Origin of the sequence: Pseudoalteromonas sp. T1lg76, from assembly GCF_002964725.1 — a bacterium.
Taxonomy (GTDB): domain Bacteria; phylum Pseudomonadota; class Gammaproteobacteria; order Enterobacterales; family Alteromonadaceae; genus Pseudoalteromonas.
Genome location: NZ_PQCE01000060.1, coordinates 1 through 466, shown reverse-complemented (window position 1 = coordinate 466; position 466 = coordinate 1). Strand labels below are relative to the sequence as shown.

Sequence of the window (466 nt, the reverse complement as noted above, 5' to 3'; positions counted from 1 at the left end):
AACGTAAATTAAGAAGAAAAAGGAAGGCTCTAGAGAGCCTTCCAGGGGTTACAGCTTACTTACGTTTACCGTTGCCTTTTGACTTAGGAGTAGCCGCAATGGTTTCCTCTAAAGAACAGTTGGCAGTGCCAGTTTCACATACTTGGTAAGTGAAGCTAGTCGCAGTAGAGTTAAAGCGGTCTGTGTAGCTTGTTTTGCTCACACCTGAGTCAATTAGAGCTCCGTCACGGTATACATCAAACTCAGTTGCAGTTTGTGCAGTCCAAGATAGGCTTGCTACTACACGGCCGTTAGAGGCTTCAGCAGTACCTTGTACAAAGATAGTTGGCACTGGTACAGGCTCAGTCACAGTTACGTCTTTAGTGATAGAGTGCTCGGCACCGTCATCATCGCTTACAGTTAGGGTTACAGTGTAAGTACCCGCAGCTGTGTAGCTGTGTGAAGGGTTAGCTAGAGTTGAGCTAGC

1 protein-coding gene is annotated in these 466 nt (G+C 46.6%); it reads right to left on the bottom strand.

What is annotated here, in order from left to right; genetic code table 11:
* Positions 1 to 55: 55 nt before the first annotated feature.
* Positions 56 to 466: PKD domain-containing protein (locus C2M35_RS15060; RefSeq protein ID WP_158678001.1), on the bottom strand; the 411-nt coding region annotated here is incomplete at its 5' end.